Annotated in this window: 23 protein-coding genes and 1 pseudogene; 16 read left to right on the top strand and 8 right to left on the bottom strand. The window is 73.8% G+C overall.

The features are described 5' to 3' along the window. Positions 1-6 precede the first annotated feature (6 nt). Positions 7-1959: an ATP-binding protein gene (locus BAW75_RS07755; protein ID WP_104113086.1), complete on the bottom strand. Its 1953-nt coding sequence runs from the start codon at positions 1957-1959 to the stop codon at positions 7-9. A 97-nt stretch (positions 1960-2056) separates the two neighbouring features. On the opposite strand from BAW75_RS07755, the gene BAW75_RS07750 reads away from it, so the two are divergent. The 3 genes from BAW75_RS07750 (at position 2057) to BAW75_RS07740 (ending at position 4783) form a co-directional block, all read left to right on the top strand. After that, positions 2057-2935: an alpha/beta fold hydrolase gene (locus BAW75_RS07750; protein ID WP_104113085.1), complete on the top strand. Its 879-nt coding sequence runs from the start codon at positions 2057-2059 to the stop codon at positions 2933-2935. A 73-nt stretch (positions 2936-3008) separates the two neighbouring features. Continuing rightward, complete coding sequence (locus BAW75_RS07745; RefSeq protein ID WP_104113084.1) at positions 3009-3977, top strand: ATP-binding cassette domain-containing protein; 969 nt, start codon at positions 3009-3011, stop codon at positions 3975-3977. Then, positions 3974-4783 carry an ABC transporter permease gene (locus BAW75_RS07740; protein WP_104113083.1) on the top strand — a complete coding sequence of 270 codons (810 nt, stop codon included), beginning with the start codon at positions 3974-3976 and terminating at the stop codon, positions 4781-4783. The genes BAW75_RS07745 and BAW75_RS07740 overlap by 4 nt, the downstream gene beginning before the upstream one ends. A 39-nt stretch (positions 4784-4822) precedes the next feature. On the opposite strand, the gene helR is transcribed toward BAW75_RS07740, so the two are convergent. Beyond that, positions 4823-6994 (bottom strand): RNA polymerase recycling motor ATPase HelR, encoded by a 2172-nt coding sequence (helR, locus tag BAW75_RS07735; RefSeq protein ID WP_104113082.1) that lies wholly within the window; start codon positions 6992-6994, stop codon positions 4823-4825. Between the two features lie 222 nt (positions 6995-7216). Between helR and BAW75_RS07730 the strand changes: the two genes are divergently transcribed. From BAW75_RS07730 to BAW75_RS07715, 5 genes and pseudogenes are all read left to right on the top strand, one after another. Beyond that, on the top strand, positions 7217-8008 hold the full coding sequence (locus tag BAW75_RS07730; RefSeq protein WP_104113081.1) for a TetR/AcrR family transcriptional regulator: 792 nt from the start codon (positions 7217-7219) through the stop codon (positions 8006-8008). 87 nt (positions 8009-8095) lie between these two features. Continuing rightward, positions 8096-8242, top strand: a complete 147-nt coding sequence (locus tag BAW75_RS32255; RefSeq protein WP_166456277.1) for a hypothetical protein — start codon at positions 8096-8098, stop codon at positions 8240-8242. Continuing rightward, positions 8242-9462, top strand: a complete 1221-nt coding sequence (locus tag BAW75_RS07725) for a YeiH family protein (protein ID WP_104113080.1) — start codon at positions 8242-8244, stop codon at positions 9460-9462. Before BAW75_RS32255 ends, BAW75_RS07725 begins: the two co-directional genes overlap by 1 nt. After that, positions 9428-9827, top strand: a pseudogene (locus BAW75_RS33560) (flavin reductase family protein); the annotation flags it as partial. The gene BAW75_RS07725 and the pseudogene BAW75_RS33560, both read left to right, overlap by 35 nt. Before the next feature lie 23 nt (positions 9828-9850). After that, positions 9851-10162: an NIPSNAP family protein gene (locus BAW75_RS07715; protein ID WP_043324181.1), complete on the top strand. Its 312-nt coding sequence runs from the start codon at positions 9851-9853 to the stop codon at positions 10160-10162. A 17-nt stretch (positions 10163-10179) separates the two neighbouring features. Here BAW75_RS07715 and BAW75_RS07710 read toward each other — a convergent pair whose 3' ends face one another. Next, on the bottom strand, positions 10180-11178 hold the full coding sequence (locus BAW75_RS07710; RefSeq protein WP_104113079.1) for a helix-turn-helix transcriptional regulator: 999 nt from the start codon (positions 11176-11178) through the stop codon (positions 10180-10182). A gap of 86 nt (positions 11179-11264) precedes the next feature. Here BAW75_RS07710 and BAW75_RS07705 point away from each other — a divergent pair, with 86 nt between their 5' ends. Continuing rightward, positions 11265-11843: a DinB family protein gene (locus BAW75_RS07705; protein ID WP_104113078.1), complete on the top strand. Its 579-nt coding sequence runs from the start codon at positions 11265-11267 to the stop codon at positions 11841-11843. Between the two features lie 47 nt (positions 11844-11890). Here BAW75_RS07705 and BAW75_RS07700 read toward each other — a convergent pair whose 3' ends face one another. Next, entirely contained in the window at positions 11891-13099 is a 1209-nt protein-coding gene (locus BAW75_RS07700) for a MalY/PatB family protein (protein ID WP_104113077.1), read from the bottom strand. Between the two features lie 34 nt (positions 13100-13133). On the opposite strand from BAW75_RS07700, the gene BAW75_RS07695 reads away from it, so the two are divergent. Next, positions 13134-13688 (top strand): GNAT family N-acetyltransferase, encoded by a 555-nt coding sequence (locus BAW75_RS07695; protein WP_104113076.1) that lies wholly within the window; start codon positions 13134-13136, stop codon positions 13686-13688. A 9-nt stretch (positions 13689-13697) separates the two neighbouring features. On the opposite strand, the gene BAW75_RS07690 is transcribed toward BAW75_RS07695, so the two are convergent. Together BAW75_RS07690 and BAW75_RS07685 are read right to left on the bottom strand one after the other, a co-directional pair. Next, positions 13698-14522: an MOSC domain-containing protein gene (locus tag BAW75_RS07690; protein ID WP_104113075.1), complete on the bottom strand. Its 825-nt coding sequence runs from the start codon at positions 14520-14522 to the stop codon at positions 13698-13700. Positions 14523-14528: 6 nt separating this feature from the next. After that, positions 14529-16157 (bottom strand): acyl-CoA dehydrogenase family protein, encoded by a 1629-nt coding sequence (locus BAW75_RS07685; protein ID WP_104113074.1) that lies wholly within the window; start codon positions 16155-16157, stop codon positions 14529-14531. A 177-nt stretch (positions 16158-16334) separates the two neighbouring features. Here BAW75_RS07685 and BAW75_RS07680 point away from each other — a divergent pair, with 177 nt between their 5' ends. From BAW75_RS07680 to BAW75_RS07655, 6 genes are read left to right on the top strand one after another with little or no spacing between them, the layout of a single operon-like run. Continuing rightward, complete coding sequence (locus tag BAW75_RS07680; protein WP_104113073.1) at positions 16335-17873, top strand: ABC transporter substrate-binding protein; 1539 nt, start codon at positions 16335-16337, stop codon at positions 17871-17873. Then, positions 17873-18817, top strand: a complete 945-nt coding sequence (locus BAW75_RS07675; RefSeq protein WP_104113072.1) for an ABC transporter permease — start codon at positions 17873-17875, stop codon at positions 18815-18817. Before BAW75_RS07680 ends, BAW75_RS07675 begins: the two co-directional genes overlap by 1 nt. Then, complete coding sequence (locus BAW75_RS07670) at positions 18814-19695, top strand: ABC transporter permease (protein WP_104113071.1); 882 nt, start codon at positions 18814-18816, stop codon at positions 19693-19695. Before BAW75_RS07675 ends, BAW75_RS07670 begins: the two co-directional genes overlap by 4 nt. Continuing rightward, on the top strand, positions 19692-20714 hold the full coding sequence (locus tag BAW75_RS07665; RefSeq protein WP_104113070.1) for an ABC transporter ATP-binding protein: 1023 nt from the start codon (positions 19692-19694) through the stop codon (positions 20712-20714). The genes BAW75_RS07670 and BAW75_RS07665 overlap by 4 nt, the downstream gene beginning before the upstream one ends. After that, positions 20711-21751 carry an ABC transporter ATP-binding protein gene (locus tag BAW75_RS07660; RefSeq protein WP_043324164.1) on the top strand — a complete coding sequence of 347 codons (1041 nt, stop codon included), beginning with the start codon at positions 20711-20713 and terminating at the stop codon, positions 21749-21751. Before BAW75_RS07665 ends, BAW75_RS07660 begins: the two co-directional genes overlap by 4 nt. 11 nt (positions 21752-21762) lie before the next feature. Then, positions 21763-23550: a gamma-glutamyltransferase family protein gene (locus BAW75_RS07655; RefSeq protein WP_104113069.1), complete on the top strand. Its 1788-nt coding sequence runs from the start codon at positions 21763-21765 to the stop codon at positions 23548-23550. A gap of 108 nt (positions 23551-23658) precedes the next feature. Here the strand turns inward: BAW75_RS07655 and sthA are convergent, their stop codons facing one another. After that, positions 23659-25062 carry a Si-specific NAD(P)(+) transhydrogenase gene (gene sthA / locus BAW75_RS07650; RefSeq protein WP_043324162.1) on the bottom strand — a complete coding sequence of 468 codons (1404 nt, stop codon included), beginning with the start codon at positions 25060-25062 and terminating at the stop codon, positions 23659-23661. Positions 25063-25143: 81 nt separating this feature from the next. Next, on the bottom strand, positions 25144-26163 hold a 1020-nt coding region (locus BAW75_RS07645), incomplete at its 5' end, for a chitinase (protein WP_244206032.1).

Raw genomic sequence — 26163 nt, 5'->3', positions numbered from 1 at the left:
AGGGCCCTAGCCGCCGGTCACCCCGAGTGCTGCGTCGAGCCGATCCAGGTGTGCGGCCACCGGCCCGACGGTGAGCAGACCGCTGCCCGCCCCGGCCACCTCGCCCGCCGCCGGGACGAGCGCGTCGCGCGCCCGGAGCGTCGCGTCCCGGTCCCCGAGCGCCACAGCGGCGCGGCCGGTGAGGCACCACAGCGCCTCCATGAGCAGGTCAGGCGGCGGCGCCGGGGTGCGACGCAACGCCCTTGCGGCCTCGTCGCGCCGCCCGTCGGCGAGCAGGAGCAGCGGGCGGGCCCAGGGCGCGTACGGGCCCCAGTCGGTGTCGGCGGGGAAGTCGGCGGGCCGGTCGTGCCACACCCGCAGGCACAGCAGCGCCAGCGGCAGCAGGCCGCGCTCCACGCCGGGCATCCCGCAGCCGGCCAGCCCGGTCGCCCACGACCGGTACGCCGCCTCCGCATCCGGGTACGCGCCGGTGGCGGCGGTCCGCATGGCCCGGTAGCCGCCGGTGAACACGCCGACGAGGGGGCTCTCGTGCCGGGCGGCGAGCCGGTCCGCCGCCTCGGCGTGCGCGTCGGCGGCGGTGAAGTCGGCGAGCGCGCTGCGCGCCTGCACGCGGATCAGGTGCCCGAGGATCTCCACCGTGGCCAGGCCGTGCCGGGCGGCGAGCGCGACCAGCTCGACGCCGACCGCGTCCCGCTGCGGGGCGAGCCCGGCCCGCTGGAACGTCTGCATGTAGACGCCGTTGAGCGCCTGGGCCAGCAGCGCCGGGTCGGCCATCCGCCGGGCGATCGCCTCCGCCTCCCGGGCGGCCTGCGCCGGGCCGGGTGACGCCGTACCGCGGGACTCGATCGCGACGGTGGCCAGCAGCCGGGCGCGGGTCGCCTCCGGCGCGTCCGGGCCCAGCCCGGCGAGCGCCCGCTGCGCCGCCGCGACGACCCGGGCCGCCTGCGCCGGGTCGTCCGAGCGGGTCCAGATCGCGGGTACGTCGTACCCGCCGATCACGCGCGCGGTGAACTCCGGGTCGCCCAGCTGCTCGGCGGCGGTGATGGCGGCTTCGCGCTGGTCCCGGGCCGCCTCCAGTCCGCCCGGCCCGGTCACCGCGAGGCTGCGCAACAGCCCGACTGTCGATTCCAGCCGGGCCCGCGCGCCGGGCACCACACTGCGCTCGTACGCCGCTGCGGTCTCGGCCCAGACGCGCGCCGCGCCGGTCGGTTCGGGTTCGGCCTGGCGCAGCAGGTCGGTCTCCAGCCGCCGCAGCCGGGGTCCGGGGTCCAGCCCGAGCTGGTCGCGCAGCAGCTCCCGGGCGCGGCGCAGCACGGCGAGCGCGTCGGCCTGCCGCCCGGCCCGGTAGAGCGCCGACGCCAGCAGCGCCCACCCGTCCTCCCGCCACGGGTACGAGGCGACGTGCGCGTCGAGATCGGGTACGGCGTCGGCGGCCCGGTCCAGCGCCAGCAGCGCCTCGGCCCGCCGCTCCACGGCGGTGAGCCGGATCTGGTCGAGCCGGGACCGTTCGGCGTGCGCCCACGGCTGGTCGAAGTCGGCGTACGCGGGTCCGCGCCACCAGCCCAGCGCCTCGTCGAGCCGGTCGAGCGCGGCCCGGGGCAGCGCGTCGGCTACCGCGCTGACCGTGTCCTCGAACCGCCAGGCGTCGACGGCGCCCGGGTCGGCGCGCAGCGCGTACCCCGGTCCCTCGGTGACCAGCAGCCGGGCCGCCTCGCGTGGCGGACGGCGCGGCTCGAGGCGGCGGCGCAGCGCCGCGACGAACGTGCGGACCGCGCCCACCGCGCCGGCCGGCGGGTCGTCCCACAGGTCGTCGACGATCTGCCCGACCGGCACCACCCGGCCCCGGGCGGCGACCAGCCGGGCCAGCACGGCCCGGTGCCGGGGCCCCTTCAGGTCGACCGGCTCACCCGCGTCGTCCCAGGCCGTGACCGGACCCAGCACACCGAAACCGACAGGCACCGACCCTCCTCGACAGCGGTCACCGTATCGCGCTCATCGGTTGCTCATCGGGCGCCGCCACGCTGGTCAGGTACGACGAGACGAAAGAGGGATCGAGATGAGCACCACCATCGCGGGATTCGACTACCAGCGCGTTCCGGTCGCCGAGGGGGTGACGCTGAACGTGGCGGTGGGCGGCTCCGGCAGCCCGGTCGTGCTGCTGCACGGCTTCCCGCAGACCCACCTGATGTGGCGGCACGTCGCCGCCGACCTGGCGGGCGAGCACACGGTGATCTGCCCGGACCTGCGCGGCTACGGCGCCAGCGACAAGCCGGCCGCTGCCAGCGAGGACACGTACAGCAAGCGGACCATGGCCGCCGACGTGGTGGCGGCGGCCCGCGCGCTCGGACACGAGCGGTTCGCGCTCGCCGGGCACGACCGGGGCGCCCTGGTGGCGGTCCGGGCCGGCCTCGCCCACCCGGACGCGGTCACCCACCTGGCGTCGCTCGACGTGCTGCCCACCCTCGACATGTGGGACGTGCTGCACGGCGCGTCCGCCTCGGTGGCGTTCCACCTCTACCTGATGGCGCAGCCGCCCGGCCTGCCCGAGCAGATGATCGCGGCCAGCGCTGACGCGTTCTTCGGGCACTTCCTGGACGCCTGGGCCGGTGACCCGGCGGCCATGCCGGCGCAGGTGCGCGCCGAGTACCTGCGGGCCTCCCGCGAGGCGGTCGACTCGATCGTCGCCGACTACCGGGCCTCGGCCGGGATCGACGTGACGCACGACCGGGCGGACCGGGACGCCGGGCGGCGGCTGACCATGCCGGTCACCGTCATCCAGCAGGACTGGGGCGCCGCGCTCGGCTACGACGCGGCGGCGGTGTGGCGGGCCTGGGCGCCGGACCTGGAGCACCGCACCACCACGGCCGGGCACTTCATGGCCGAGGAGGCGCCGGGCGAGATCACCGAGGCGCTGCGCGTGCTGCTCAAGCGCTAGGCGCCGCAGTCCCTGGCGGACGGCTTACCGTACGTTGTACGGTAGTGGCCGTCGTCGACGGAGGGGGACAGACGTGGAACACGCGATCCTCGCGGAGGGCCTGCGCAAGCGGTACGGGGACAACATGGCGCTGGACGGATTCGACCTGCGCGTGTCACCGGGCACCGTGTGCGGGCTGCTCGGCCCGAACGGCGCGGGCAAGACCACAGCCGTACGCATCCTCGCCACGCTGCTGCGCTTCGACGCCGGGCGGGCCGAGGTCGCCGGCTACGACGTGGCCGGGCAGGCCGACCGGGTACGCCACCGCATCGGCCTGGTCGGCCAGCATCCGGCGGTGGACGAGGCGCTGAGCGGCCGGGAGAACCTGGTCATCTTCGGCCGCCTGTTCCACCTGGGCCGGGCCGGGGCGCGGCGGCGGGCGACCGAACTGCTCGACCGGTTCGGGCTCGCCGACGCCGCCGACCGGCCGGTACGCACGTACTCCGGTGGCATGCGCCGCCGCCTCGACCTGGCCGCCGGGATGATCCTCGCGCCGTCGGTGCTGTTCCTCGACGAGCCGACCACGGCGCTGGACCCGCGCGGGCGCAACGAGGTGTGGGAGGCGGTACGCGACCTGGTGCGCGGCGGCACCACGGTGCTGCTGACCACGCAGTACCTGGACGAGGCCGACCAGCTCGCCGACCGCGTCTGCGTGCTCGACGCCGGGCGGGTGATCGCCGAGGGCACCCCGGACGCGCTCAAGTCCCGCCTGGGCGGCGACCGGATCGAACTGGTCGTCCGCGACGCCGTCGACCTCGCCGCCGCCGCGAGCCGGCTGCGCGCGGTGGCCCGCTCCGAACCGGCTGTCGATCCGGACCGGCGGGCGGTCAGCGCCCAGGTCGGCGAGCGGGCCGGTGCGCTGACCGAGGTGCTGCGCGCACTCGACGCCGACGGCGTGGGCGTGGCCGACGTGGCGCTGCGGCGGCCCACACTGGACGAGGTGTTCCTCCAGCTCACTGCCACGTCCTCCGCCGCCCGCACCGGCGTGGAGGTGACCGCGTGACCGCGACGGTGAACCCGGCCCGGCGTGCGTCGCTGGCCGGTGACGGCCTGACGTTGACCGGGCGCGCGCTGGCGCACTGGCGGCGCGAGCCCGGCCCGCTGATCGGCTCGCTGGGCTTCGACATCCTGATGGTGCTGATGTTCGCGTACCTGTTCGGCGGCGCGCTCCAGGTACCAGGCGGCGGCAGTTACCGCGAGTTCCTGATGCCCGGGATGTTCGCCATGACCATGGTCTTCGGCATCAGTATGACCACCATGGCGGTCGCGGCGGATCTGGACCGCGGTGTCACCGACCGGCTGCGGTCCATGCCGGTGTCGCGGCTGGCGCCGCTGCTCGGCCGCGCTGTCGCCGACCTGATGTTCGCGGTGGTGACGCTCGCCGTCATGCTGCTCGTCGGCCTGGCCGTCGGGTGGCGGGCGCGCGGCGACCTCGGTGACACGCTCACCGCGTTCGGGCTGATCCTGCTGCTGCGGTTCGCGCTGGTCTGGGTGGGCGTCTTCCTCGGCCTGACCGTCAAGGGGCAGAGCGCGGTGACCGCCGTGCAGACGCTGGAGTTCCCGCTCGGTTTCCTGTCCAGCGCGTTCGTGGCGCCGTCCACCATGCCCGCGTGGCTGGGCGCGGTCGCCGAATGGAACCCGCTGTCCGCCACGGTCGGGGCCACCCGGGAGCTGTTCGGCAACCCCGGCTGGGGCGGCGACTCCTGGGTGGCCGCGCACCACCCGCTGCTGGCGGTGCTCTGGCCGCTCGGGCTGATCGCCGTGTTCCTGCCGCTGTCGCTGCGCCGCTACCGGGCGCTCAGCCGCTGAGCCGTGCCCCGGGGGCGTGCGCCGCCCCCGGGGCACGGGTCACGGCCCGGTGAGCACGACCAGCTCGCCGGTGGCCCGGGTCATCGCGACGTACCGGTCCACCGCGCCGGAGATGCCGTCGCCGAAGGACTCCGGGTCGACCAGCACCACCAGGTCGAACTCCAGCCCCTTCGCCAGCTCCGGCGTCAGCGACCGGACCCGGTCGGTCGCCGGGAACCCGGGATCGCCGATGACGCACGCGACGCCCTCGGGATGGGCGGCGAGCCAGCCGTCCACCACCGCGCGCAGGTCGGCGCGGTCGCCGTACCGCACGGGCGCGCCGTCGCGGATGGACGTGGGCACGTTGGCGTCCGGGAGCACCGCCCGGATCACCGGCTCGGCCGCCGCCATCACCTGCGCCGGGGTGCGGTAGTTGACTGTCAGCGTCGCCACCTCGACCCGGTCGAACCCGGCCCGCGCCAGCCGCTGCGGCCACGACTCGGTGAACCCGTGCCGCGCCTGCGCCCGGTCGCCGACCACTGTGAAGCTGCGCGACGGGCAGCGCGCCAGCAGCATCTGCCACTGCGCGTCGGTCAGCTCCTGCGCCTCGTCCACCACCACGTGCGCGAACGGCCCGGCCAGCAGGTCCGGATCGGCCACGCTCAACGCGCTGGAGTCGACCAGGCTGGTGCGCATGTCCTCGCCGTACAGCATGGTCATCAGACCTTCGCCGTCGTCGTAGGCGTGCGACGCGATCAGCGCGTCGACCACCGTGTCCATCTCCGCGCGCTGCGCGGCCAGCACCGCCTCGTCGCGGCGCCGCCGCAGCGACGCCTCCGGGTCGCCGACCCGCCGCCGGGCCGCGTCCAGCCACGGCAGGTCCGCGACCGTCCAGGCCCGGGCGTCGGCCCGCCGCAGCGTACGGATCTCCTCGACGCTCAGCCAGGGCGCGCACCGGCGCAGGTAGGCCGGCACCGACCACAGGTCGGCCACCACGTCGAGCGGGTCGAGCAGCGGCCACGCCCGGCCGAACGCGGTCACCAGTTCCCGGTCGCGTCCCAGTGCCCGGCGGACCGCCTCCTCCGGCTCGTCCCCGCGGTACTTCTCCACCAGGATCGTGACCAGTTCCTCCCACACGTCGTCGCGGGCCTCGTTGTGCCCGACGCCCGGGCCGGCGCCCTCGAACGCCGTCGCCCAGTCGTCGGCGGTCAGCCGCAGCTCGGCGTCCCCGACCCCGACTGTCATCCCGGTCGCGGGCGGCTCCTCGTAGAACCGGACCGCGGCGTCGACAGCCCGCACGACGTCCGCCGACGCCTTCAGCCGGGCCACCTCCGGGTCGGTCTCCGGCGCCGCCGCCGCGCCCTCCGGCACCAGGTCGGCCAGGGTGCAGATCTGCACGTCCTCCTCGCCCAGGCTGGGCAGCACGTCGGAGACGTAGTTCAGGTACGGCTGGTGCGGCCCGACGACGAGGACCCCGCCGCGGCGCTCGCCGAGGCGCTGGTCGGCGTGCAGCAGGTACGCGGTGCGGTGCAGCGCCACCACCGTCTTGCCGGTGCCGGGACCGCCGTCGACCACCAGCGCGCCCCGGGAACCGGCCCGGATGATCGCGTCCTGGTCGGCCTGGATGGTGCCGAGCACGTCACGCATCCGCGCCGACCGGGTCGCGCCCAGGCTGGCGATGAACGCCGACTGGTCGTCCAGCGCGGCGTGCCCGGCCAGAGCGTCGGCGGTGAACACCTCGTCCCAGTAGTCGGTGATCCGCCCTCGGCTCCACCGGTACCGGCGGCGGCTGACCAGGCCCATCGGGTCGGCGTGAGTGGCGCCGAAGAACGGCTCGGCGGCGGGGGAGCGCCAATCCAGCAGCAGCCGGCCGCCCGCGCCGTCGGTCAGGCCGAGTCGGCCCACGTACACCGGGGCCGCGCCGTCCGCGCCGACCATCCGGCCCAGGCACAGGTCCAGGCCGTAACGGCGCAGCGTACGCAGGCGCGCGCTCAACCGCCGGACCTCCTGGTCCCGGTCGACGGCCTGCCGGCCCCGGCCGCCGGCGGACCGGCGCGTCGCGTCGAGCCGGTCGGTCAACTCGGCGATCGAGCGGCGCAGGCTGTCCGCGATGACGGCGAAGTGCCGCTCGTCGGTGGCGATCAGATCCGGGTCGGCCTTGGCCGACAGACGCTCGGGAAGATCGAAAACGCTGGTGGCAGGCAGATTCAACTCGTCTCCGATCACGGGCACGGCCGAGCCTCCGCTCTTCGCGGCTTTTCGAATGCCTCGGCAATGGTTTACGGCCGGCAATTCTGCGCCACCACCCGGGGCTTGCCGCAAGACCGGGGGTGCGCTATATGTTGGTAGTGGCGGGAGAACCCGCCATTCTTTTTGCCCGAACAATTCTCGTGGTTTTTGCCCGGCGTCCCGCCGACGGGCCGCGACCGGCGTGGCCGGTAGGATGACGGCACCATGTCGAAGGAGCGCCGGCGCAAGGCCGATCCCGCCCGCAGCCTGGCCCTTCTCTGGCGCACCCGGGAGCCGGCCAGCCGTGGCGCCGGTCCCGGTCTCAGCGTCGACCGGATCGTGCGCGCCGCGATCGAGATCGCCGACGCCGAGGGCATCGACGCGCTCACCATGCGCCGGGTCAGCGAGGCGCTCGGCGTGGGCACCATGTCCGTCTACACGTACGTGCCGGGAAAGGCGGAACTGCTCGACGTCATGGTGGACGCCGTTCTCGGTGACCTCCCGCGCCCGGCCGACGTGCCGGGTGGCTGGCGGGGCCGGCTGGAACGGATCGCGCGGGACAATCTGGCGCTCTACCGGTCCCACCCGTGGCTGCTGCGCGCCGAGACGACCCGGCCGGTGCTCGGCCCGAACGTGCTCGCGAAGTACGACTACGAGCTGCGCGCCGTCGCGGACATCGGGCTCGACGACGTGGAGATGGACGCGGTGCTCACGCTCGTGCTGGGGCACGCCAAGAGCGCGGCGCGGGTCGCGCTGGACGTGGCCGAGCTGGAACGTGAGACCGGGATGACCGACGACCAGTGGTGGCAGACGCACGGGCCCTGGCTGGAGAAGTTCATGACCGTCGGCAGTTTCCCGCTCGCCGCGCGGGTCGGCACGGCCGCGGGCATGGCGCACGGCGCGGCGTACGGGCCGGACCACGCCTTCGAGTTCGGTCTGCAGCGGGTGCTCGACGGCATCTCGGTGGTGGTCGCCGAACGTGCCGCGGGTGAGCCGGAGCGCGGGAAGACCTTGTAATCCTACTAGTTAAGTAGGAAACTCTCCGTGGGGTCGATGAGCCTTCGGCTGCCCTCCCTCGCCCGCGCGTACCCGTAGGAGCCCTCCATGAGCAACGCGCCCACGCCACCCGAACCGCCCACCGCAGGCACGTCCCGGCTCGCCTTCAGCGAGGACTGGGCCGCCACTGTCCTCGGCCTCGCGCTGCTGCTCCTGGTGCTGGTCGGCGCCATCCCCGCCGGGCTGGTGCCGTGATGGCCGCCGCACCGGAGCCCGCCGTTCGCAGCACCGCCGCCGGGCCGTCCGCGGCCTCCACCGCGGACACCCCAGCCGCCGCGACCTCAGTGGACCGACCGGACGGTACGCCCGCGGACGCGCCGCCCCCGGCCGACCTGCGCTCCGGCGCGTTCTGGGCCTGGACCGCCGTGGGTCTGCTGGTGGTGCTCGGGCTGGCCGCGCTCACCCGCTACCTGGAACAGAACGTGCCGGTCTGGGCCGAGGGCAGCGCGGTCGAGGAGGTGGCCACCGCGATCGAGTACCCGGTCTACGCGATCCTGCTCGGCCTGCTCGGCAACCTGGTGGTCACCGTGACCGGCCTGCGCGACCGGATCTCCGCCGCGTTCCGGACCGAGTTCTTCATCAAGACCGGCCTGGTGCTGCTCGGCGCCTCGATCAACCTCGCCGTCATCGCGAGCGCCGCCGGTCCCGCCATCGCCCAGGCGCTGCTGCTGATCAGCGGCGTGTTCCTGTTCACCTGGTGGCTGGCCGGGCGCTTCGGCCTCGACGACAAACTGCGGGCGCTGCTCGCCTCGGCCGTGTCGATCTGCGGGGTGAGCGCCGCGATCGCCGCCGCCGGCGCGGTCCGGGCACGCCGGGAACAGCTCGCGTACACGGCCAGCCTGGTCATCGCGTTCGCGTTGCCGTCGATCTTCCTGCTGCCGTGGCTGGCCGACGTGCTCGGCCTCTCCGACGCGGTCGCCGGTGCCTGGATCGGCGGCAACATCGACACCACCGCCGCCGTCACCGCGGCGGGCGCGCTCGCCGGTGAGGACGCGCTCCAGATCGCCAGCATCGTCAAGGTCACCCAGAACGCGCTGATGGGCGTGGTGGCGGTGGCGCTCACCGCGTACTTCGCGCTGCGCGTGGAGCGCCGTCCGGACACCCCGCGGCCTGGGCTCGGCGAGCTGTGGCGTCGGTTCCCGAAGTTCGTCCTCGGGTTCGTCGCCGCCTCGGTGATCGCCACCTGGTACCTCGACGCCGCCGGGGCGGACGGCAAGGCCACCATGGCGATCGTCACCGACCTGCGGGTCTGGTTCCTCATCCTGGCCTTCGTCAGCATCGGCCTGGAGGTCCGCGTGTCGTCGCTGCGCGAGGCCGGCTGGCGGCCGGTCACCGTGTTCGGCGCGGCCACCGTGTTCAACCTGGTGCTCGCGCTCGGACTGGCCTCGGTGCTGTTCCACGGCTTCACGGTCTGACCGGCTGGACCTGGGCTCGTCGAGCTGGCCGGTGGTGTCCCGGGCCCGGCACGTCGCGGTGCACCTGCTCGGGCACGGCCAGCACGAGGTGGCCCGGAGGTTCGCCGCCAGCGGGATCGACAGGTTCGCCGAGCCGACCCGCTGGCGGCCCGGCCCGGGAAGGGGTGCCGGTCCTCGACGACACACTGGCCTGGCTGCTGTGCCGGGTGGTGGACCGGGTCGTCGTCGGGGACCACGCCGTCGTGCTGGCCGAGCCGGAGCTGCTGTGGCACGCCGACGTCGGCTCGCCGCTGCTCTGCCACCGGGGCCGGTACGCGGGCCTGGCCGACACGACCGACCCCGGCGACCGCCGCTGCGCCGCCTGACCGACCGTCGCTATCGTGGCCGCGTGATCACCTGCGTCGTGCACTACACGATCGACCCCGCACAGATCGAGGCGTTCGAGCGCTTCGCCCGCACCTGGATGCGGCTGGTGGCACGGCACGGCGGCGTGCACCACGGCTACTTCCTGCCCGCCGAGGGCGCCAGCGACCGGGCCGAGGCGCTGTTCAGCTTTGAGAGCCTGGCGGCGTACGAGCAGTACCGGGCCCGGTTCGGAGTGGACCCCGAGTTCGTCGCCGCCGACCGGATCCGCGACGAGTCGGGCTGCGTCCTGCGGTACGAGCGCACGTTCATGCGCCCGCTCCTGCCCACCGACTGACACCCCGGCCGGCCCGGCTACCGAGGCGGGTTCGGGCCCTCCGCTGCTGCGGCGTAGCGGCGGGCCAGGCGGGCGAACGCCTCCCGCAACTCGGGCGGCCCGACCACCTCGATGTCGGCGTCGTAGCGGCCGAGCAGGGCGGCCAGCCCGGTCCACGACCAGCCGCCCTGGGTCAGACGGCAGCGATCGGGCCCCAGCTCCTCGACGATGCCGTCGCGGGTCCACGCGGAGACCGTCCGGGCGGGCAGGTCGAGGATCACCTCACCCCGGCAGGGCCAGTCACCCGGCCCGGTGGCGCCCTTGAACCGGCCGGCGATGTACGCCGCGACGTCCCCGCCGGGCAGCTCGCGCGGCGTGAACCGAGGGCCGGTGGGCGTACGCGGGCTGATCCGGTCGACCCGGAACGTGCGCCAGTCGTCGCGGTCCAGGTCCCAGGCCACGAGATACCAGCGCCCGCCCCAGGTGACGAGGTGGTGCGGCTGCGCGCGGCGCGGCGGCGCGTCGGGAGCGGACGCCGACACCGAGTCGTAGTCGAAGCGCAGCTCCTCGCGGGCGTGCACGGCGGCGCTGAGTGTCATCAGCAGTCCCGGCTCCACGCGGGCCGCGGCGGGCGTGCCGGCCCGTTCCACCGCGATCACCCGCAGCGCGTCGACTCGGTGGCGCAGCCGGGGCGGCATCACCTGCCGCACCGTGGTCAGCGCCCGCGCGGCGGCCTCCTCGATGCCGGTCACGCCGGTGGCGGCGGTCTGCAACGCCACGGTGAGCGCGACCGCCTGCTCGTCGTCGAAGAGCAGCGGCGGCAGCGCCGAGCCGGCGCCGAGACGGTAGCCGCCCTCCGGGCCCTTGGTGCTCTCGATCGGATAGCCCAGCTCCCGCAGCCGGTCGACGTCGCGGCGCACGGTACGCGCGCTGACCCGTAACCGTTCGGCGAGCAGCGCGCCCGGCCAGTCCCGGCGGGCCTGAAGCAGGGACAGCAGGGAGAGCAGTCGCGCGGAAGTCGTCGGCACGACTCGCATTCTCCCCGCAGAAGAGGACACATCCTGACCGCTACGCCTGCGAGTGTGGGCCCGTACCCGATCAGGACCGGAAGGAACCGATGACGATGACCGGCACCACCACGACCCCCACCACCCTCGACGCCGAGCGGACCGACCTGCTGGCCGAGCTCGCCGAGGCCCGGAACATGCTGACCAACACGGTACGCGGCCTGACCGACGAGCAGGCCGGGCAGAAGCCGACGGTCAGCGCGCTCTGCCTGGGCGGCCTGATCAAGCACGTCGCGTCCACCGAGGAGGCGTGGCTGCGGTTCGTGGTCGAAGGCCCGTCGGCGATGTCCTTCGCCATGCCCGAGGGCGTCACCTGGGAGGACTTCATGTCCGGGCAGGCCCGCGAGCTGCCGCAGTGGGCGATCGAGCGGGGACGGGACTTCCAGATGCTGCCCGAGGACACGCTGCCGGCCATCCTGGACCGCTACGCCCGCATCGCCGCCCGTACCGAGGAGATCGTCGCCGGCGTCGAGGACCTGTCGGCGACCTGGCCGGTGCCGGACGCGCCGTGGAACGAGCCCGGCTCGGTCCGCAGCATCCGGCGGGTGCTGATCCACGTCATCGCCGAGACCACCCAGCACGCCGGGCACGCGGACATCCTGCGCGAGAGCATCGACGGGCAGACCACCACCTGAGCCGGCCGGCGTACCGGCGCCGCGGGGCGCCGGTGCCGGTCCGGCCGTCAGCCGGTCGCCGCGCGGCCCATCCGGGTCACCGCCTCGGTGAGCACGGCGGGGGAGGTGGCGAAGTTGAGCCGGACGAATCCGGCGCCGCCGGCGCCGAAGACGTGCCCGGAGCTGAGCGCCACCCGGGCCCGGTCGAGGAACATCCGCGCCGGCCCGTCCAGATCGCTGGCCACCCCCGGGCCGTCGCCCGCCTCGGTGGGCACGCCGAGGGCGCGGCAGTCCAGCCAGGCCAGGTACGTGCCCTCCGGCGGCCGCCACGACACGGCCGGCAGGTGCTCGGCCAGCAGCGACCCGAGCAGTGCCCGGTTGGCGTCCAGGCCGTCGAGCAGCCGGTCCAGCCACGGCCCGCCGGCCCGGAACGCGGCGGTGTGCGCGAGCACGCCGAAGTGGCTCGGGCCGTGGCTCACCTCCTCCGGCATCCGGGCCAGGTCGTCGGCGGCGTCCGGCCCGGCGACGGCCAGCGCCGCCTTGAGCCCGGCGAGGTTCCACGCCTTGGACGCCGACAGCAGCGCGAACGCGTTCTGGGCGCCGGGCACCGTCAGGTACGGGGTGAACCGCGCACCTGGTAGCGCCAGCGGAGAGTGGATCTCGTCGGAGACCACCCGGACGCCGTGCCGGGCGGCCAGCTCCGCGACGGTGGCCAGCTCGTCGGGCCGGTGCACCACGCCGGTCGGGTTGTGCGGGTTGCAGAGCAGGAACGCCGGCCGCTCGCCGATCGCACGAGCGCGCCGGAACGCCTCCTCCAGCGCGGCCGGGTCGAGCCGCAGGTCCGCGCCGAGCGGCGCCTCGATCACCTGCCGGTCGGCGTGCGTGACGAACGCGTAGAACGGCGGGTAGACCGGGGGAGTGACCACCACCGCGTCGCCCGGCCCGGTGACCAGGCGCAGCACCTCGACCGTGCCCATCATGACGTCCGGCACCAGCGTGGTCCGGCCGACCGGGAAGTCGGCCCAGCCCCACCGCTGCGCGGCGAACCCGCCGACCGCCTCGGCGTACCCGGTGCCGTACGCGTATCCGGTGTCGCCCAGGTCGACCGCGCGGCGCAGCGCCTCGGCCACCGGCGGCGCCAGCGGCACGTCCTGCTCGGCCACCCACAGCGGCAGCACGTCCGGCGGGTACAGCCGCCACTTCACGCTGGTGCGCTGCCGGAGCTGGTCGAGCGTGAGCTGGGTGAGCGGGTTGCCGTCGTCGGCGGAAACGACCATGCGGCCCACCCTAGGTTCCTCCTACCATCGCCCGATGGCCCACCCGGCGTACCCGCTGCGCACGACCCGGCTGCTGCTGCGCCCGGTGACGCTCGACGACCTCGACGACGTGCACGCCTGGCAGCGCCGCCCGGACGTGGTCCGCTGGATGGCGGGCGCCGCCCCGCGTACCCGGGCGGAGTCCCTGGCGTCGGTGACCGCGATGGCCGGCGAGGACGCGCTGCGCGCGGAGGGCGACTGCCTGACGCTCGCCGTGGTGCGCGACGGGCGGGTGATCGGCGCGGTCGAGCTGGTGTGGCGCAGCGCCGCGGACCGCACCGCCGAACTGGGGTACGTGTTCCACCCCGACCACGGCGGCCGGGGGCTGGCCACGGAGGCGGCCGGGGCGCTGCTGGACTGGGGTTTCGGCGAGTTCGGGCTGCACCGGGTGGTGGCCCGCTGCCACGCGGACAACGAGCCGTCGGCGCGCCTGATGGCCCGGCTCGGGATGCGGCGGGAGGCGCGGCACGTGCGCAGCTACCGGTTCCGGGGCGGGTGGGCCGACCAGCTCGTCCACGCGATCCTGGCCGACGAGTGGCGTGGCCGCTGAGCGGCCGGATCAGGAGACGGTGACGGGATCGCCGACGCGGATCTCGCCGGTGGTCACCGGTACCAGCCGGACGCCGAACCAGGTCTTGCCGTCGTGGCGCCGGTGCCGGGCCAGCGTGCGGATGGGCTCCTTCCCGCTGGCGAGGGTCTGCGGGTCGATGAGCGTCACCGAGCAGCGGTCGCAGCGTTCGGAGACCCGGAAGTCGACGGCGCCGATGCGCACCCGTGTCCAGCCGTCCTCGGCGAACGGCTCGAACGGCCCGTCGAGCACCACAGTGGGCCGGAACCGGGCCATCGCCAGCGGCACCGGGGCCGGTTCGCCGCGTTCCAGCGCGCCCTCGACGATCCAGTCCCGCAGCCGCCGCAGCGACGGCGCCGTGGCCACCAGCAGCGGTCCGGCGTCGGAGAGGTTGAGCGGGTCGCCGGGCCGGCCGCCGTGCTCGGCCGACATCGGGCGGCGGCGCGGGTCGTCCAGCCAGGCCAGCCGCACCGGGCGGTCCAGCCTCGCGGAGAGCCAGTCGTGGGCCTCGTCGGCGGCGAGCCGGACCGTGTCCAGCCGGGACACGTCGGTCGGGACGAGCGGCCCGTCCACCGGCTCGGCGACCCTCAGCGACGACCCGTCGCGGTCGGTGAGCGTGATCGACCCGGGCCCGGGCGCGGCGGTCAGGCCGAGCAGCGCCGGAATGGCGGTCGAGCCCACTTTGCCGCCGTCGGGGCGCAGCAACACCCAGCGGCGGTCGTGACGCAACCCCCACGGCTCGACCTCGGCCCGGTCGACGTCGACGCCGCCGAGGGACTTGACCGGATACAGGTGCGTCGAGACCAGGCGCGTCATCGCCGCTCAGCCGATCTTCGGGGTGGCGCGGTCGATGATCGCTGCGAGGTCCAGTCCGCCGGGTAGCGTCCCGTACGCCTGACCGTGGTCGCCGTCGAGCCGGGACGCGCAGAACGCGTCGGCGACCGCGGGGTGGCCGTGGCGCACCAGCAGCGCGCCCTGCAGCACCAGCGCCAGCCGCTCCACCACCCGCCGGGCGCGCAGCTCCAGGTCCGTGTGGTCGGCCAGTTCGTCACGCACCCGGCGTACGGCGGCGTCCAGGCGCGCGTCCGCGCCGGCCGCGGCGGCCACCTCCGCCTCGTACGCGGCGAGCACCTGCGGCTCCCGGGTGAGCGCGCGCAGCACGTCCAGCGCGGCGACGTTGCCGGAGCCCTCCCAGATCGAGTTCAGCGGCGACTCGCGGAACAGCCGCGGCATGCCGGACTCCTCCACGTAGCCGTTGCCGCCCAGGCACTCCAGCGCCTCGGCGGCGTGCCCCGGCCAGCGTTTGCACACCCAGTACTTGCCGACTGCGAGGGCGAGGCGCTTGAACGCGGTCTCGCCGTCGTCGCCGCGCGCCGACCGGTCGGTCGCGCCGGCCAGCCGGACCATCAGCACGGTGGCGGCCTCGGACTCCACCGCGAGATCGGCCAGGACGTTGCGCATCAGCGGCTGGTCAACCAGGTAGTCGCCGAACGCCCGCCGGTGGGTGGCGTGGTGCACGGCGGTGGTCACGCCGTGACGCATCCCGGCCGCCGCGCCGATCACGCAGTCGAGCCGGGTCAGGTTGACCATGTCGATGATGGTGCGCACGCCCCGGCCCTCGTCGCCGACGCGCCACGCCACCGCGTGCTCGTACTCGACCTCGGCGGAGGCGTTGGAGCGGTTGCCGAGCTTGTCCTTGAGCCGCATCAGCCGCATCGGGTTGCGGGCGCCGTCGGGCAGCACGCGGGGGACCAGGAAGCAGGTGAGGCCGCCGGGCGCCTGGGCGAGCGTGAGGAACAGGTCGCACATGGGCGCGGAGGTGAACCACTTGTGCCCGACGAGCCGGTAGCTGCCGTCCGGCTCGGGGTGGGCGGTGGTGGTGTTGGCGCGTACGTCCGAGCCGCCCTGCTTCTCGGTCATCGACATGCCGGCGAGCAGCCCGTGCTTGGTCTGCGGCGGGCGCAGCCCGAAGTCGTACTCGCGGGTGGTGAGCAGCGGCTCGTAGCGGTCGGCCAGCTCCGGGCTGTGCCGCAGCGCGGGCACCGCCGCGTAGGTCATCGAGACGGGGCAGCCGTGCCCGGCGTCGGGCCGCCACAGGTAGAAGCCGGCCGCCCGGGCCACGTGCGCGCCGGGTCGGTCGTCGGTCCACGGCGCGGCGTGCAGGCCGTGCCCGACGGCGGTACGCATCAGCTCGTGCCAGGACGGGTGGAACTCCACCTCGTCGATCCGGTTGCCGTACCGGTCGTGGGTGCGCAGCACCGGCGGGTGCTCGTTGGCGAGCCGCCCGTGTTCGGCTGCCTCCTCACCACCGGCGAGACGGCCCAGCTCCTGCAGGCCGGGCAGCGCCCATTCGGCGCCCTCCCGGGTCACGCCGTCGCGCAGCGCCGGGTCGTCGGCGGTGTCGTGGCCGACCATCGGGGGGACCTGGTTGACGACCTCGTGTGTGGTCACGGCGGCAACTCCCAGCGCGGTGGCGGATCGGGTCGGGGCCCGGATTGAACCACCGTTCACTCCGCACCGGCAACACCGATCGACCAGTCATTTTGGCTGGATTCGTTTGACATCATCCGGCTCGGAGACAAGACTCGCCGAAACTTTCTTTTGTCCGGGAAGTGGCAAGGGGGGCCTGTGTCCAGGAACAAGCTCGGCGCGTTCGGCGCCGCACTCATCCTCACCGTCGGCGTCCTGTCCGGATGCACCGGCGGCGAGGCGGTCGACGTCGGCGGCGGGGGGAACGCCGGCGGCGAAGGCGGAATCCTCAACGCCGCGATCGGCGGCGAACCCGACCAGCTCGACCCGCACAAGACCTCGGCCTACTACAGCTTCCAGGTGCTGGAGAACGTCTACGACACGCTCGTCGAGCCGGACGCCGACCTGAAGATGGTGCCGTCGCTGGCGACCAAGTGGACCACCAGCGACGACCAGCTGACCTGGACGTTCACGCTGCGTGAGGGCGTGAAGTTCTCCGACGGGTCGCCGCTGACCTCCGAGGACGTCGTCTACTCCTTCGAGCGGATCATCAAGGAGAAGCTGAACAACGCGTACAAGTTCGCCACCGTCAAGTCGGTCACCGGGCCCGACCCCGCGACGGTGGTGGTGACGCTCAGCGCGCCCACGCCGAACCTGCTCGCCAACCTCGGTGGGTTCAAAGGCGTCGCGATCGTGGAGAAGTCCAACGTGGAGTCCGGCAAGGTGAAGACCGCGCCGGTGGGCAGCGGCCCGTTCACGGTGGCCGGCTACACCGCCGGCGACAGCATCAAGCTGGTGCGCAACGACGCCTACTGGGGTGAGAAGCCGAAGCTCGACGGCGTCACGTTCACCTTCGTCAAGGACCCCACCGTGGCGCTGCAGAACCTGCGCAGCGGCCAGGTGCAGTGGACCGACAACCTGCCGCCGCAGCAGGTCAAGTCGCTGCAGGACGGCGACGACCCGGTGGTGAAGTCGGCGGCCTCCACCGACTACTGGTACGTGGCGCTCAACGAGGCCCGCAAGCCGTTCGACAATCCCGAGGTGCGGCGCGCCATCGGGTACGCCCTGGACCGGGAGGCGATCACCAAGGCGGCGAAGTTCGGCCTGGCCACCGTCAACCAGACCGCCATCCCGAAGGACAGCGCGTTCTACTACGACTACGCGCCCTACAGCCACGACCCGGGCAAGGCCAAGCAGATGCTCGGCCAGGCGGGCGTGAGCAACCTGACCATGGACCTGATGGTCACCAGCGAGTACCCGGAGACGGTCAGCGCCGCCCAGGTCATCGCCGCCCAGCTCAAGGACGTCGGCATCACCGTGAAGATCCGTACGCTGGACTTCGCCCAGTGGCTCGACGAGCAGGCCAAGGGCAACTTCGACGGGTTCATGCTGGGCTGGCTCGGCAACATCGACCCGGACGAGTTCTACTACGCCCAGCACCACAGCGGCGGCACGTTCAACTTCCACAAGTACAAGAACCCGGCGGTGGACAAGCTGCTGGACGACGCGCGCACCCAGACCGACCAGGGCGCCCGCAAGCAGGCGTACGAGCAGGCGGCGAAGCAGATCGTCGACGACGCCAGCTACCTCTACCTCTACAACCCGGACGTGGTGCAGGGCTGGTCGAAGAAGGTCTCCGGCTACGAGGTGCGCACCGACCGGGCGATCCGGTTCCGGTCGGTCGCCCTGGCCAAGTGATGGCCCGCTTCGTCCTGCGGCGGGCACTCCAGTCGGCGGTCGTGCTGATCGGCGTGACCCTTGTGGTGTTCCTGCTGCTGCAACTCGTGCCGGGCGACCCGGTCCGGGTGGCGCTCGGCACCCGGTTCGACCAGGAGACGTACGACGCGTTGCGGGAACGGGCCGGCCTCGACCAGCCGCTGCCGGTGCAGTACGCCAGCTACCTCGGGCACGCGCTCACCGGTGACCTGGGGGTCAGCTTCCGCACCGGCCAGCCGGTGAGCCAGATCGTGCTGGAACGGCTGCCCGCCACGCTGTCCCTGGCCGTCACCGCGGTGCTGTTCGCGCTGCTGGTGGCGTTCCCGCTGGGCATCGTCGCGGCGGTACGCAGCGGCTCCGCCGTGGACCACGCCGCCCGCGTGTTCAGCCAGTTCGGCGTCTCGGTGCCGGACTTCTGGATGGGCATCATGGGCATCCTGCTGTTCGCCGGGGTGCTCGGCTGGCTGCCACCGTCGGGTTACGTGGCGCTGACCGAGGACCCCGGCCGGTGGGCCACCCACGTGGCGCTGCCGGCGGTCACCGTCGGCCTGGTCGCCGCCTCCATCCTCACCCGGTTCATCCGCTCCTCGGTGCTGGAGGTGCTCTCCGCCGACTACGTGCGCACCGCCGAGGCGAAAGGGCTGCGCAACCGGGTGGTGATCGTGCGGCACGTGCTGCGCAACGCGCTGATCCCGGTGGTGACTGTGGTCGCCGTGCAACTGGCGAGCCTGCTCGGCGGCGTCATCGTCATCGAGGTGCTGTTCGCCTGGCCGGGCATCGGCCGGCTCACCTTCGACGCCGTGCAGGCCCGCGACTATCCCGTCCTGCAGGGCGCGGTGCTGCTGGTGGCCGCACTGTTCCTGCTGGTCAACCTGCTGGTGGACATCCTCTACGCCCGCCTCGACCCGAGGATCACGGTCAAGTGAGCGCCACGACCGAGAGCACCGGGCGCCGTGTGCTGGACGCGCTCCGCCGCGACCCGCTCGCCGTCGGCGGCACCATCGTGCTCGTCCTGCTGGTCGTGGTGGGCGTGGCCGGCCCGTGGCTGGCCCCGGCCGGCGTCAACGACGTCGACGTGGACCAGATGCTGCGCCCGCCCAGCGGCGCGCACCCGTTCGGCACCGACGAGCTGGGCCGCGACGTGCTCAGCCGGGTGCTCGTCGCCGCCCGCGTGTCACTGCAGGTCGGCGCGGTCAGCGTCGGCATCGCGCTGGTCGCCGGGGTGACGCTCGGACTGTTCGCCGGCTACTACCGGGGCTGGCTGGACAGCATCCTCATGCGCTGCATGGACGTGCTGTTCGCGTTCCCGGTGCTGCTGCTGGCGGTGGCCATCGTGGCGGTGCTCGGCCCCGGCCTGCTCACCGCCATGGTCGCCATCGGCGTGGTCTACACGCCCATCTTCGCCCGGATCACCCGCGCCGGCGTGCTGTCCGTACGCGAGCAGGTGTTCGTCCGGGCCGCCGTGTCCATCGGCGCGTCCGACCTGCGCATCATGCGCCGGCACGTGCTGCCGAACATCGCCGCGCCGCTGATCGTGCAGACGTCGCTGTCGCTGGCGTTCGCGATCCTCTCCGAGGCCGCGTTGTCCTTCCTCGGCCTCGGCATCCAGCCGCCCGCGCCGGCCTGGGGCCGGATGCTGTTCGACGGGCGCGGCTTCGTCACCGACGCCTGGTGGCTGGGCGTGTTCCCGGGCGCGGCGATCTTCCTCACCGTGCTGGCGTTCAACCTGGTCGGCGACGCGCTGCGGGACGTGCTCGACCCGCGCCAGCTCACCCTCGCCGAGGCCCGCCGGAGCACCCCATGAGCGAGCGCACCGAACGCATGCCGAGCCAGCGCCAGCGGCCCAGGACCGACTCGACGGTGCTGTCCGTGGACGACCTCACCGTCACGATCGGCACCCGCCGTGGTCCGGCCCGCGCCGTGGCCGGCGTGTCCTGGCAGGTACGGCAGGGGGAGACGTTCGCGCTGGTCGGCGAGTCCGGCAGCGGCAAGAGCATGACCCTGCTCGCCGCCACCGGTCTGGCCCCGCGCGCCGCGACGGTCACCGGCCGGGTGCGGCTGCTCGACCACGAGCTGACCGCGCTGCCCGACGACCGCCGCCGCAGGCTGCGCGGCCGGCACGTCGGGTTCGTCTTCCAGGACCCGATGACCTCCCTCAACCCGGTGCTGCCGGTGGGCCGGCAGGTCACCGAGGCGGCCGAGGAGCACCTCGGGCTGACCCGCCGCGCCGCCCGCGACCGGGCGGTGGAGCTGCTGGAGCTGGTCGGCATCCCGTCGGCCGCGCGGCGCGTCGACGCGTACCCGCACCAGTTCTCCGGCGGCATGCGCCAGCGCGTCGCCATCGCCATGGCGCTGGCGTGCGAGCCGGACCTGCTGATCGCCGACGAGCCGACCACCGCGCTGGACGTCACCACCCAGGCGCAGATCATCGAGCTGGTCGCCGACCTGCAGGCGCGGCTGGGCACCGCAGTCGTCTGGGTCACCCACGACCTGGGCGTGGTCGCCGGCATCGCCGACACCGTCGCGGTCATGTACGGGGGACGCATCGTCGAGCAGGGCCCGGTCGACGGGGTGTTCGACACGCCCACCCACCAGTACACCCGGGCGCTGCTGGCGGCCCGGCCCGACCCGTCCCGGCGCGGCGAGGACCTGGTCGCCATCCCCGGCGCGCCGCCGAGCCCGCTGGACCTGCCGCCCGGCTGCGCGTTCTGGCCGCGCTGCCCGGTCCGCGCGGACCCGCGCTGCGAGCACGAGCTGCCGCCGCTGACCCCGGTCGGCGACGGGCACACGGTCCGCACCTTCTACCGTGGAGAGGCCGGATGAGCGACGACACCCCCGACGTGATCGCCGAGCTGGACGACCTCGCGGTGCACTTCCCGACCCCGGCCGGAACGGTCCGCGCCGTCGACGGCGTCACGCTCGCCGTACACCGGGGCGAGACGCTCGGGCTGGTCGGCGAGTCGGGCAGCGGCAAGTCCACCGCCGGGCTGGCGCTGCTGCGGCTGGTCGACCCGAGCGCCGGGCGGGTCCGGGTGGCGGGCGCGGACGTCACCCGCTGGTCCCGCCGCCGCCTGCGGGCGACGCGCCGCCACGTGGCGATGGTGTTCCAGGACCCGCAGGCGTCGCTGGACCCGCGCCGCACCGTCGGCGACAGTATCGCCGAACCTCTTGTCGTGCACCGGCTCGCCACGTCCCGCACCGCCCGGCGGGAGCGGGTGGCCGAACTGCTGGACCTGGTCGGCCTGCGCGCCGACACGGCCGGCCGGCATCCGCACGAGCTGTCCGGCGGCCAGCGCCAGCGCGTCGGCGTGGCCCGGGCGCTGGCCGGCGAGCCGGACCTGATCGTCCTGGACGAGCCGATCGCCTCGCTGGACCTGAGCGTCCAGGCGCAGATCATGAACCTGCTGCGGCGCCTGCAACGCGACCTCGGGCTGACCTACCTGTTCATCGCGCACGACCTGGCCGCCGTGGAGCACATGAGCGACCGGATCGCGGTCATGTACCTGGGTCGCATCGTGGAGACCGGCCCACCGGAGCGGATCTACCGGCGCCCGGCGCACCCCTACACGGCGGCGTTGTTGTCGGCGGTGCCGGTGGCCGACCCCCGGGTCGAACGGCAGCGCCGCCGCATCGTGCTCACCGGCGACATCCCCAGCCCGGTGGACCCGCCGAGCGGCTGCCGCTTCCGTACCCGATGTCCCCAGGCCCGCCCCGCGTGCGCCGAGACCGATCCGGCGCTGGCCGAGGTGGGTCCGGGCCACGAGGCCGCGTGCCTGTTCCCGCTAGACGGCGAGCGCGACGGCAGCCCGGGGGAGGAGGGCGGCGCGACGGACCGCGCCGACATCGCCGGCACGGCGTAGGCTCACCGCCGATGACGTTCACCACCCGGCCGACGTTGCGCGGCACGTTCGGCATGGTCTCGTCCACGCACTGGCTGGCCAGCCAGTCCGCGATGGGCGTGCTGGAGCGCGGCGGCAACGCGTTCGACGCCGCCGTGACCGCCGGGTTCGTGCTGCACGTCGTGGAGCCGCACCTCAACGGCCCGGCCGGCGAGGTGCCGGCGATCCTCGCCACCGCCGCCGATCCGGCGCCGCGGGTGCTGTGCGGCCAAGGTCCGGCCCCGGCCGCCGCCACCGTCGCGCACTTCCGGTCGCTGGGCCTGGACCTCGTGCCCGGCGCCGGCCCGCTCGCCGCCGTGGTGCCCGGCGCTGTCGACGCGTGGCTGCTGTTGCTGCGCGACCACGGCACCCGCACGCTCGCCGAGGTGCTGGAACCGGCGATCGGCTACGCCGCCGCCGGCCACCCGCTGGTCGGCGCCGCCGGGCAGACAGTCGCGCGGGTCCGGTCGCTGTTCACCGACCACTGGCCGACGTCCGCGCGGCTCTGGCTGCGCGACGGCCGCCCACCCGCGCCGGGGGAGATGATCACCAACCCGGCGTACGCGGACACGCTGCGCCGCCTCGTCCACGCGGGACGGGCCGCCGGTGCGGACCGGGACGCGCAGATCGAGGCGGCCCGGCGCGCCTGGCGGGAGGGTTTCGTCGCCGAGGCGATCGACCGTTTCAGCCGGCTGCCGTTCCGCGACTCCAGCGGGCGCGCACACGCCGGGCTGGTCACCGGCGACGACCTGGCCGGGTTCTCGGCCACCTGGGAGGCGCCGGTCACGCTGGACTGGCGCGGGCACACGATCGCCAAGACCGGCTTCTGGGGGCAGGGCCCGGTGCTGCTGCAGACCCTGGCCGTCCTGGACGCGCTCGACGACCCGGCGGTCTACGATCCGTCCAGCTTGGACGGCATCCACGCGCAGGCCGAGGCGCTGAAGCTCGCGTTCGCCGACCGGGAGGCGTGGTACGGCGACACCGACGTGCCGGGCTCCGCGCTGCTGTCGGCCGGCTACGCCCGTTCGCGGGCCGCGCTGGTCGGCGACCGCGCCGACACGACGCTGCGTCCCGGCAGCCCGGCGGGCAGCCCGCCCCGGCTGCCGTCGCACCTGCGGGCCGACGCGGACCGGCGGGCCGTCCCGCAGGACCCGAGCACCGGCGAACCGACGGTACGGGCCGACGGCGTGACCCGCGGCGACACCTGCCACGTCGACGTGGTGGACCGGTGGGGCAACATCATCTCCGCGACGCCCAGCGGCGGCTGGCTGCAGAGTTCACCCACCATCCCGGAGCTGGGCTTCCCGCTGGGCAGCCGGTTGCAGATGTGCTGGCTGGAGGAGGGGCTCGCCTCCACGCTGCGGCCGGGGCGGCGTCCGCGTACCACGCTCAGCCCGACGCTCGTGCTGCGCGACGGCGAGCCGGTGATGGCCTGCGGGACGCCCGGTGGCGACCAGCAGGACCAGTGGCAGCTGCTGTTCCTGCTGCGGCACCTGGCCGGCGGGCAGGACCTGCAGGAGGCGATCGACGCCCCCACGTGGCACACCACGAGCTTCCCGGCGTCGTTCTACCCGCGCGGCGTCGAGCCCGGCGTGCTGGTGCTGGAGGACCGGATCGACGCGGAGGTGCTGTCCGGCCTGCGCGCAAGGGGCCACACCGTCCGCCTGTCCGACCCGTGGAGCCTGGGCCGCATGTGCGCGGTCACCCGCGACCCCCGCACCGGAGTCCTGTCCGCGGCGGCGAACCCCCGAGGCGCCCAGGGCTACGCCACCGGCCGCTGACCCCCTTTCCCGCTGATCTTGCACTTGCGGCCCGGATGCACCGGTCATAACGGGCACCCGCGGGGCGGCAAGTGCAAGATCAACGAGGCGAGGGCGGGGCAGCAGGGGTCAGTCGTTGATTCGGGTTATGTTGCGGATCTTGTTGGCGGCGTCCAGGGCGGCCACCTTGTACGCCTCGGCCAGGGTCGGGTAGTTGAACACCGCGTCGAGCAGGTAGTCGACGGTGCCGCCGCAGCCCATCACGGCCTGCCCGATGTGGACGATCTCGGTGGCGCCGGTGCCGAACACGTGCACCCCGAGCAGCCGCCCGTCCTCGGGTGAGACGAGCAGTTTCAGCATCCCGTACGAGTCGCCGACGATCTGCCCCCGGGCCAGTTCCCGGTAGCGGGCGATGCCCACCTCGAACGGAGTTGACGCCTCGGTCAGCTCCTCCTCGGTCTTCCCGACGAAGCTGATCTCCGGGATGGTGTAGATACCGATCGGTTGCAGGTCTGACATGCCGCGGGCCGGTTCGCCGCAGGCGTGCTGGGCGGCCAGCCGGCCCTGCTCCATCGACGTGGACGCCAGCGCGGGGAAGCCGATCACGTCGCCGACCGCGTAGATGTTGTCGACGGCGGTGCGGTAGTTCGCGTCGACCGCGATCCGGCCGCGGTGATCCGCGGTGAGCCCGGCCGCGTCCAGCGCGAGGTCGTCGGTCTGTCCCTGCCGCCCGGCCGAGTACATCACCGTGTCCGCGACGATCTTCTTGCCGCTGCGCAGGACGCAGAGCGCTGCGGTGCGGTGCTTCTCGACGGCGGCCACCTCCTCGCCGAAGCGGAAGGTCACCGACAGGTCCCGCAGGTGGTACTTCAGCGACTCGACGATCTCCTCGTCGCAGAAGTCGAGCATCCGGGGGCGGCGCTCGACCACTGTCACCTTGGTGCCGAGCGCGGCGAACAGCGAGGCGTACTCCATGCCGATCACCCCGGCGCCGACCACGACCATGCTGCGCGGGACGGCCTGCAGGTTGATCACGCCGTCGGAGTCGACGATGGTCCGGTCGTCGAAGTCGACGCTGTCCGGTCGGGCCGGGCGGGTGCCGGCGGCGACGACCGCCTTGTCGAAGCTGATCCGGGTCTCCCGGCCGGAGCCGGCGTCCACCCAGACGGAGTGGGCGTCGGCGAACCGGCCGGTGCCGGTGATCAGCGCGACCTTGTTGCGGGCCAGCTGGTCGCGGATCACGTCGGTCTGTCGGGTGATCACGTGCTGGGTGCGGGCGGCCAGGTCGGCGACGGTGATGTCCTCCTTGACCCGGTAGCTGCTGCCGTAGAGGTCGCGCTGGCTCAGCCCGGTCAGGTAGAGGACCGCCTCGCGCAGCGTCTTCGAGGGCACGGTGCCGGTGTTGATGCACACTCCGCCGAGCATGTCGCGGCGATCGACGATGGCGACGCGGCGGCCCAGCTTGGCCGCGGCGATCGCCGCCTTCTGTCCACTCGGTCCGGAGCCCAGCACCAGCAGGTCGTAGTCATACACGAGCGCCAGCCTCGCAGGGTCTCGCAACCCGCGCCAGCGGCAGGGCTCCGCGCCGGGGGTGGAACGCGGAGCCCTGCCGGGTCAGCGGCCCTGCAGGGAGCGGACGTTGTCGCCGAACGTCCAGCCCTTCGACCCGTCCCAGTTCACCGACCAGGTCATCAGGCCCTTCAGCCGGCCCTGGTAGGTGTTCCACGCCTGCGCCACCAGAGCCGGGCTCATGTACCCGCCGCCGGCGCCGACCTGCGCGGGCAGCCCGGGGACCTGCCGGTCCAGCGGTACGCGGACGGTGGTGCCCTGGATGACCAGGCCGGCGTCGAGGCAGTTGGTCTGCGCGACGAAACCGGCGACGGTGCCGGCCGGGTACGAGTCACCGGCGCAGCCGTACATCGAGCCGTTGTAGTACTGCATGTTGAGCCACCAGAGCCGCCCGTTGTCGGCGTACTTCTTGACGATCGGCAGGTACGCGCCCCAGATCGAGCCGTAGGTGACGCTGCCGCCGGTGACGTACGCGGTCTCCGGCGCCATGGTGAGCCCGAACCCGGCGGGCATCTGGGCCAGCACCCCGTCGATGATCCGGATCAGGTTGGCCTGCGAGGGGGAGAGCTGGTTGATGTTCCCGCTGCCGGTGAGGCCGGTCTCGATGTCGATGTCGATGCCGTCGAAGTTGTGCCGCTTGAGGATCGGTACGACGGTGGCGACGAACCGGTCGGCGACGGCGCTGGAGCTGAGGTCGATGCCGGCGGTGGCGCCGCCGATGGACAGCAGCACGGTGAGTCCGGCGGCCTTGGCCTGGCACACCTGGGCGGGGGTGGGCACCTTGACGCCGGCGTCCATGCCGTCCTCCCAGAGCACGGTGCCGTCGGCGCGGATGACCGGGAACGCGGCGGTCACCACGTTGTAGCCGTGGCCGGTGATCCGGGAGTCGGTGATCGGGATCCAGCCGAGGCCGGGGTGTACGCCGTTGGCGGCGCCGTCCCAGTTCTCCCAGTAGCCATGCAGCACCTTGCCGGTCGGCCGGGACCGCAGCGCGCAGGTGTCCCCGCCCGGGGTGGTCGGGCTGGACGACGCCGTGGGCGTGGGGGTAGGCGTCCGGGTCGGGGA

This window comes from Micromonospora chalcea (assembly GCF_002926165.1).
Taxonomy (GTDB): Bacteria; Actinomycetota; Actinomycetes; order Mycobacteriales; family Micromonosporaceae; genus Micromonospora; species Micromonospora chalcea.
Note: the sequence above shows the minus strand (reverse complement) of the source record. Positions and strands in the feature narration are given on the sequence as shown.

Excerpts from the sequence above, each read along its gene's own strand:
- BAW75_RS07710 (WP_104113079.1), bottom strand. The coding sequence starts at position 11,178 with ATGCGAGTCGTGCCGACGACTTCCGCGCGACTGCTCTCCCTGCTGTCC.
- BAW75_RS07675 (WP_104113072.1), top strand. The coding sequence starts at position 17,873 with ATGGCCCGCTTCGTCCTGCGGCGGGCACTCCAGTCGGCGGTCGTGCTG.
- BAW75_RS07750 (WP_104113085.1), top strand. The coding sequence starts at position 2,057 with ATGAGCACCACCATCGCGGGATTCGACTACCAGCGCGTTCCGGTCGCC.
- BAW75_RS07695 (WP_104113076.1), top strand. The coding sequence starts at position 13,134 with ATGGCCCACCCGGCGTACCCGCTGCGCACGACCCGGCTGCTGCTGCGC.
- BAW75_RS07705 (WP_104113078.1), top strand. The coding sequence starts at position 11,265 with ATGACCGGCACCACCACGACCCCCACCACCCTCGACGCCGAGCGGACC.
- BAW75_RS32255 (WP_166456277.1), top strand. The coding sequence starts at position 8,096 with ATGAGCAACGCGCCCACGCCACCCGAACCGCCCACCGCAGGCACGTCC.
- BAW75_RS07665 (WP_104113070.1), top strand. The coding sequence starts at position 19,692 with ATGAGCGAGCGCACCGAACGCATGCCGAGCCAGCGCCAGCGGCCCAGG.
- BAW75_RS07660 (WP_043324164.1), top strand. The coding sequence starts at position 20,711 with ATGAGCGACGACACCCCCGACGTGATCGCCGAGCTGGACGACCTCGCG.
- BAW75_RS07700 (WP_104113077.1), bottom strand. The coding sequence starts at position 13,099 with ATGGTCGTTTCCGCCGACGACGGCAACCCGCTCACCCAGCTCACGCTC.
- BAW75_RS07725 (WP_104113080.1), top strand. The coding sequence starts at position 8,242 with ATGGCCGCCGCACCGGAGCCCGCCGTTCGCAGCACCGCCGCCGGGCCG.
- BAW75_RS07730 (WP_104113081.1), top strand. The coding sequence starts at position 7,217 with ATGTCGAAGGAGCGCCGGCGCAAGGCCGATCCCGCCCGCAGCCTGGCC.
- BAW75_RS07690 (WP_104113075.1), bottom strand. The coding sequence starts at position 14,522 with ATGACGCGCCTGGTCTCGACGCACCTGTATCCGGTCAAGTCCCTCGGC.
- BAW75_RS07655 (WP_104113069.1), top strand. The coding sequence starts at position 21,763 with ATGACGTTCACCACCCGGCCGACGTTGCGCGGCACGTTCGGCATGGTC.